This window comes from Mesorhizobium sp. M7A.F.Ca.CA.001.10.2.1 (assembly GCF_003998575.1).
GTDB lineage: Bacteria > Pseudomonadota > Alphaproteobacteria > Rhizobiales > Rhizobiaceae > Mesorhizobium.
This window is the reverse complement of the sequence record NZ_RZQY01000317.1, coordinates 1-6,633: the sequence shown is the minus strand read 5'-3', so window position 1 is coordinate 6,633 and position 6,633 is coordinate 1. Positions and strand designations below refer to the sequence as shown.

At 63.7% G+C, this 6,633-nt stretch carries 8 protein-coding genes; 1 reads left to right on the top strand and 7 read right to left on the bottom strand.

Going from position 1 to position 6,633, the window contains the following annotated elements; genetic code table 11:
- The 4 genes from hflC to EN964_RS20060 all read right to left on the bottom strand — a co-directional run.
- A partial coding sequence (gene hflC, locus EN964_RS20075) for a protease modulator HflC (RefSeq protein WP_164775897.1) occupies positions 1-685 on the bottom strand: 685 nt, incomplete at its 3' end.
- Complete coding sequence (gene hflK, locus EN964_RS20070) at positions 685-1,809, bottom strand: FtsH protease activity modulator HflK (protein ID WP_127276660.1); 1,125 nt, start codon at positions 1,807-1,809, stop codon at positions 685-687. The genes hflK and hflC, both read right to left, overlap by 1 nt.
- A gap of 168 nt (positions 1,810-1,977) precedes the next feature.
- Entirely contained in the window at positions 1,978-2,496 is a 519-nt protein-coding gene (locus tag EN964_RS20065; RefSeq protein WP_127271784.1) for a dihydrofolate reductase, read from the bottom strand.
- Positions 2,496-3,497, bottom strand: a complete 1,002-nt coding sequence (locus EN964_RS20060) for a DUF4424 domain-containing protein (RefSeq protein WP_127271786.1) — start codon at positions 3,495-3,497, stop codon at positions 2,496-2,498. Before EN964_RS20060 ends, EN964_RS20065 begins: the two co-directional genes overlap by 1 nt.
- Positions 3,498-3,658: 161 nt before the next feature.
- On the opposite strand from EN964_RS20060, the gene cobF reads away from it, so the two are divergent.
- Entirely contained in the window at positions 3,659-4,444 is a 786-nt protein-coding gene (gene cobF, locus EN964_RS20055) for a precorrin-6A synthase (deacetylating) (protein ID WP_127271200.1), read from the top strand.
- Between the two features lie 28 nt (positions 4,445-4,472).
- Here the strand turns inward: cobF and EN964_RS20050 are convergent, their stop codons facing one another.
- The 3 genes from EN964_RS20050 to modB all read right to left on the bottom strand — a co-directional run.
- On the bottom strand, positions 4,473-4,814 hold the full coding sequence (locus EN964_RS20050; protein ID WP_127271788.1) for a winged helix-turn-helix domain-containing protein: 342 nt from the start codon (positions 4,812-4,814) through the stop codon (positions 4,473-4,475).
- An 80-nt stretch (positions 4,815-4,894) separates the two neighbouring features.
- Positions 4,895-6,007, bottom strand: a complete 1,113-nt coding sequence (gene modC, locus EN964_RS20045; RefSeq protein ID WP_127270937.1) for a molybdenum ABC transporter ATP-binding protein — start codon at positions 6,005-6,007, stop codon at positions 4,895-4,897.
- A partial coding sequence (modB, locus tag EN964_RS20040; RefSeq protein WP_245490673.1) for a molybdate ABC transporter permease subunit occupies positions 6,004-6,633 on the bottom strand: 630 nt, incomplete at its 5' end. The genes modC and modB, both read right to left, overlap by 4 nt.

Here is a 6,633-nt window from a genome sequence, read left to right as displayed (position 1 = left end):
ACTCTTTCTGCGCTTCGGCGACGATCTCGACCACTTCGCGATCGGCGCGGGCGGTGATGCGCTGTGCCGCTTCATTGCCGCGCGCCCTCAGCCGCGCAGCTTCCGCCAGGCGTTCCGCCTTCATGCGGTCGAAGGTCTGCTGCGAGACTTCGGCCGTGAGATCCGTGCGGCGGATACGGACATCCTCGATCTGCAGGCCGAGCGAGGTGGCGTCGGGCCTGAGCTGGTCGCGGACTTCGCGCATCATCACGGTGCGCTGTTCGGAAAGTGCGGCCTCGAAATCACGCAGACCGTAGACACGGCGCAAGGCAGCGTCGAGACGCGTCCTGAGCCGGGCTTCTGCCAGTTCGATCTGACCCGACACGGTGGAGCGGAAGACCCGCGGATCCGAGATGCGGTAGGCGATGAAGGCGTCGACCTCATAGAACTTGCCGCCTGACACCTGGACGCGGATGTTGTCGAGGTCGAAGCGCAGCACCCGGTTCTCGATCAGTTGCACGGTGTCGGCGTCGAAGAACGAGAACGGCGCCTTGAAGTAGATGCCGGGTTCGCTCTTGACGTCGACGATCTCGCCGAACCTGAGCACCAGCGCCTGCTGACGCGCATTGACCACGAAGACCGACGAATAGAGCAGGAACAGGATAACCGCTGCTGCGACGACGATGATGGGAAGACGGTTGGCCATCACTGGTTACCTCCCGTAACGCCACTGGGCGCAGCGGGTGCCGGCGCTTTCGGTTGCAATGCCGGCAGCGGCAGATAGGGAACGACCCCTTGCCCGTTGCCCTGCTCGACGATGACCTTGCTCGAATCCTGCAGAACCTTCTCCATGGTTTCCAGGTAGAGGCGCTTGCGCGTTACATCGGGCGCCTTGGCATATTCGTCATAGACCGAGATGAAGCGCTGGGCCTCACCCTCGGCTTCCTGCACGACCCGGTTCTTGTAGGCGGCCGCGTCTTCGCGAATCTGTGCGGCCTCGCCGCGCGCCTGGCCGAGCTTCTGGTTGGAGTACTGGTTGGCCTGCTCGACGAACTTGTCCTCGTCCTGCTCGGCGCGCTGCACTTCGTCGAACGCATCGGCCACTTCGCGTGGCGGTGCCGCATCCTCGATCGAGACGGCGTTGACGTTGAGACCGGCCTTGTAGCCGTCCAGCGTCGTCTGGATGATTTCACGCACCGAGGCGGCAATGCCCTGGCGGTCGTCGCGGAAGATATCCTGCGCCGGCCGGCGGCCGACGGCTTCACGCATGGCGCTTTCGGCAACCTGCCGCAGCATACCGTCGGGATCGGACACATCGAACAGATATGCGCTCGGGTCGGAGACCTGATAGGCCACCGAGAACTGGACGTTGACGATGTTCTGGTCGCCGGTAAGCATCAGCCCGGACGTGTTGCCACTCGTCGCGCCGCCGCCGCCGATATCGACGAGCTGCTCGGAAATCTTGGCCGTCTCGACGGTTTCGAGCGGCCACCAATGGAAATGCAGGCCAGGCTGCGACAGTTCGGTCTTCGGCTTGCCGAAGCGCAATTCGACCGCGACCTCGTCGGGCTGCACGGTATAAACCGCCTTGAACGCCCACAGCACCACAAGTGCAGCCGCGATCAGCGCGAAGATAGCCGGGCTCGCGCCGCCGCCACCCGGAAGAGCGCGCCGCAGCCGGTCCTGGCCGCGGCGGATGATGTCTTCGAGATCGGGAGGCGAGCCCTGTGGCCCGCTGGGTCCCTTTGGACCCTGCCCCCAGGGTCCTTGATTGTTGCCGCCGCCACCCCATGGGCCGCCGCCACCGCCGCTTTTGTCGTTCCAGGGCATGAATGTCCTTTCGCTTGGAATTCCCTCAAGCGCCGGTATTACGGCGCAAAATCCAGTATTGTTCTTCTATAGGGACGCAACGAGGCGCTTTCAACGCGATGCGCTGCCGACTTCGTCCGATTTGTCCGGTCGCGACCCTTTGTCTTCCTTCAATGCCCCTTTTTTCATTCAATGTCTCTCTCGACGCCGCTCGTAGACCGAATAACGCGTCGGGTGGCTGTCCTTTTCCCCGGCTGGGACGTCGTGCGAGCTGACAATGTGCCAGGAATCAGGATCGATCGGCGGGAAATGCGCGTCGCCGTCGACCGCTGCCAGCACATGGGTGACATGCAGGCGATCGGCCAGCAGCATGGCCTGGGCATAGATTTCGCCGCCGCCGATGACGCACACCTCGTCCACATCGGCCATGCGGCGCCCGCGCTCCGTCGCCAGTTGGATCGCGGCCTCGAGCGAATGTGCCGCCTCGACGCCCTCGGCGCGCCAGGTCTTGTCGCGGGTGACGACGATGTTCAACCTGCCCGGCAGCGGCCGGCCGATGCCCTCATAGGTCTTGCGGCCCATGATGATGGGCTTGCCCATCGTATCGGCTCTGAAGCGCTTGAGATCGGTGGAGAGCCGCCACGGGAGCCCGCCGTCCCGCCCGATCACGCCGTTCTCGGCGATGGCAACGTAGATTGCGACGTGCATCAATTGCCGTCCGTTGGCTCGAGGATCAGGATGTCGATGTCGCGCTCGGGGTAGAAATCATCCGCCGTCATCTCGAATGTCGTCGGTCCGGTCTTTTTGACATTGTCGCCGCAGAACGAGACCAGGGCTTTCGGATTGCCCTTGTCGATCGTCAGCTTGAACTTGCCGATCGTGCCGGTGGCCCAGTTGCCGCCGGTGGTCAGGATATAGGCGATGCGGTTCTCGACATATTTGGGGTAGCCGTCAGGGTCGTCCTTGGCAGCCTTGCGCACCGCATTTTCGAATGTGCCATCCATGCAATAGCGGGCCTTGTAGGCCGCATACTGTCCCTGGAATTTGCCGTCGTAGAAGAAGCTGACTGAAGACGTGCCGCCGACGCTCGGTCTGTAGTGGTGGGAAACATGGACGTCCTTGTTGGCCGGAAAGGTCGAGCGCCACCAGTAGGTCGAACGCAGTTGCCAGAACGGCGTGTAGACCTTGGTCGTCTCGGTGCCGTCGCTGCCGGTGTCCTCGATGATGATGCCGCGGTTGACCCAGTCATCGACAACCGCTTGCGGCAGCTTGGCCAGCGCCGCCTTCGCCGCATCGCCGAATGGATAGAATGGCACGTTTTGCGCCTTCAACTCGGCGCTGATGTCGATGCCGAGCGCAAACACCTTCTGCTCCAACTGCGGCTTGACGGCAACGCCGTCGATCGTCACCTCGAAGCCGAGGAAATTGTCGCTCTGGTTTTCAGGGATCGCCGGGATTTCTTCGGGATTGCCCGATATTTCGGGCATCGGAAAGGCGACAATGGCCTCGACATCCCTGTCGGTGTTGTTATGGAAGACATAGTCGACTGTCACCTTTTCCGGCGAGATGAAAAGGTCCTCGCTTTGCATCGCCACGGCATCGCTGCGCGACAGGATCAGGCCGCCAGTGCCGAGTTCGGCAACCGAATCATTGGCGAAGGCGGGCGCGGGCGACAGGGCCAGCACGGCGGTCAGAATATATCGCAACATGGAAGCCCCTCGGCTGGAATGCTTGCAGGACCCTAGCGGTTTCAACGTGGCGTTCAAAGCCCTTCCGCATCCGCTAGCGCACCATAGGGAGCTGGACTACGGTCTGGACACGCGCCAGCGCGGTCTGGACTAACAGGTTCCGATCGGGCAGGAGTTCGCCCATGCGCAAGCTTCTCGTCATCGGCATCGGCGCCGGCAATCCCGACCACATGACCGTTCAGGCTATATCAGGCCTGAACCAGGCGGATGTGCTGTTCATTCCCGACAAGGGTGCGAAAAAAAATGAACTGGCCGAACTGCGCCGCCGGATATGCGACCGCTTCGTCACCAATCCGAAGTCGCGCCGCGTCGAATTCGACGTGCCGGTGCGCGACATGCCGGTAGAAGATGGGCCGGAGCCCTCCTACCGCGCGACCGTCGATGACTGGCACGAAGCCATCGCCGCCATTTACGAAGGCCTGATCCGCGACGAGATTGCAGGCGATGGCTGCGGCGCCTTCCTGATCTGGGGCGATCCTTCGCTCTACGACAGCGCGTTGCGCATCCTCGAGCGCGTGAGCCAGCGAGGCAATGTGGCGTTCGAACTTGAGGTGATCCCCGGCATTACCGCCGTCCAGGCGCTTGCCGCCAGCCACAAGATGGCGCTGAACCGCATCGGCGATTCCGTCCTCATCACCACCGGCCGCCGCCTGACCGAGGAAGGCATGCCGGACAATGCCGGCAGCGCGGTCGTCCTGCTGGACGGCAAATGCGCCTTCAACACGCTGGCCGACAAGGATGTCGTCATCCATTGGGGCGCCTATCTCGGAACGGAAGACGAGATTCTCATCTCTGGCCGTCTCAGTGATGTCGGCACCGAGATCGAGAGAACCCGTGAAGAAGCGCGCCGGAAAAAGGGCTGGATCATGGACACTTACCTGCTTCGCAAGCCAAGCGCAGAGGATTAGGCCCTACTGCCCTACTGCCCTACTGCCCTCACCCAGCATCAATCTCCGCCTGCAATGCCTCCATATGCGCCGCCGCCGCGGCCGAGGCTGCGCGCTCGATGGCGCGGAAGCGGCTGACCACAGCCAGGCCGACCGCCGTCAACTGTGCGCCGCCGCCCTTGCGGCCGCCGGTCTGTGCCGCCACCAGCGGTTTGCCGAACACCCGGTTCATGTCCTCGACCAGGTCCCAGGCGTGCTTATAGGACATCTCCATGCCGCGAGCGGCGGCCGAGATGGAGCCGAAGGCGGCGATCTGTTCCAGGAGTTCGATCTTGCCCGGCCCGACGCGCCCGTCGGGATCGAGATTTATCCGCAAGCTCAGCGACGGCATCTTTGCTCTCCGCGGTCACAACCCAACCTCATACTAGAAGCTCCCTGGCGAAACCGCTATTCCAAAAAGACATAGCGGGATCATCCATCCGCCTCGGCGGGCAGGCCGGCGCCGGTGTTTGCCCGATCGAAGCTCACCGTCTTGATCACCGCGAAAACCTTGCCGCCAAGATGAAGCTTCAGCGCCTGCCGCGACTGTTCGGTGATGCGGGCAAGCACGGTTGCGCCATTGCAGTCGATACCGACCTCGACCGCGGGCCCTTCGCCCGGGCTCATCGCGGTAATGGTCCCCGGCAGGATGTTGAGCGCGCTGAGACCCGTCGGCTTTTCGGTGGCGATCATCACATCGCGGGCGCGAATACGGATGCGCACCGGCGTACCTGCCTTCATCGCCAGCTGTGGCACCCGGAGCTCGCCCGCGGCCGAGCCGAGCACGGTCATGCCGAAAGCCTCGTCGTGATGCAGCACCCTGGTGTCCAGCACGGCGCCCCCCTCGCCGCGCTCCTCTGCCGGCAACAGGTCGAGCCTTTGCATCACCGCCTCGGTCGGCCCGCTGGCAACGACATTGCCCTGTGCCAGCATCACCACGTCGCTGGCCAGCCTCGCCACTTCGGCGACCGAATGACTGACATAGACGATCGGGATTTTCGTCTCGTCGCGCAGCCTTTCGACATAGGGCAGGATTTCGGCCTTGCGCGCTTCGTCGAGCGAGGCCAGCGGTTCGTCCATGAGCAGCAGTCTGGGGCTGGCAAGCAATGCCCGGCCGATCGCCACGCGCTGTTTCTCGCCGCCCGAGAGCTTTGCCGGCCGCCTGTTCATGAGCGGCCCGATGCCGAGCAGGTCGACGACGGCATCGATATCGGCGTAGCGCTCCGCCGGCGGCGTGAACCAGCGGCCGTAGCGAAGATTGCCGGCAACGCTCAAATGCGGAAACAGCCGTGCGTCCTGGAACACCATGCCGATGCGGCGCTTGTGCTTCGGCACGAAAATGCCGGCACCGGTATCGACCAGCACACGGCCGTCGACCTCGATGCGTCCCCTGTCGGGCCGGATCAGCCCGGCAATCATGTTGATCAGTGTCGTCTTGCCCGACCCAGACGCGCCGAACAGCGCCGTCAGCCGCCCGGCGCTTTCGAAGCGGGCGTCGATGGCGAAACCACCCAGCCGATGACTGATGTCGACGAGAACGCTCATTCGATGTCCAGTCGCCGGCCGACACGCCGCGCCAGCACCTCCGAAGCCACAAGTGCTGCCATGGAGATGACGATGGAGATCAGCGTCAGGCGGAGCGCCCCTTCATCGCCACCCGGCACCTGCGTGAAGGTGTAGATCGCCGACGGCAATGTCTGCGTCTCATTGGGAATGTTGGAGACGAAGGTGATGGTGGCGCCGAACTCGCCCATCGCCTTGGCGAAGGCCAGGATGGCGCCGGCGATCAGCCCGGGCAGGATCAGGGGCAGCGTGATGGTGACGAACACCCAGAGCGGATTGGCGCCGAGCGTTCCCGCCGCCGCTTCCATCTTGCGGTCCACCGCCTCGATCGACAGCCGGATCGCCCGCACCATCAGGGGAAAGCCCATGACGCCGCAGGCCAGCGCCGCACCTGTCCAGCGGAAGGAGAAGACAATGCCGAAATGCTCTGCCAGGAAGGCGCCGGCCGGGCCGCGCCGGCCGAAGGTCAGCAGCAGCAGGTAGCCGGTCACCACGGGCGGCAGGATCAGCGGGAGATGCACCAGCCCGTTGAGAACGGTCTTGCCCCAGAATTGTCCCCGGGCAAGCAGCAGCGCGATCAAGATGCCCGGCGGCAGGCTGGCAAGCAG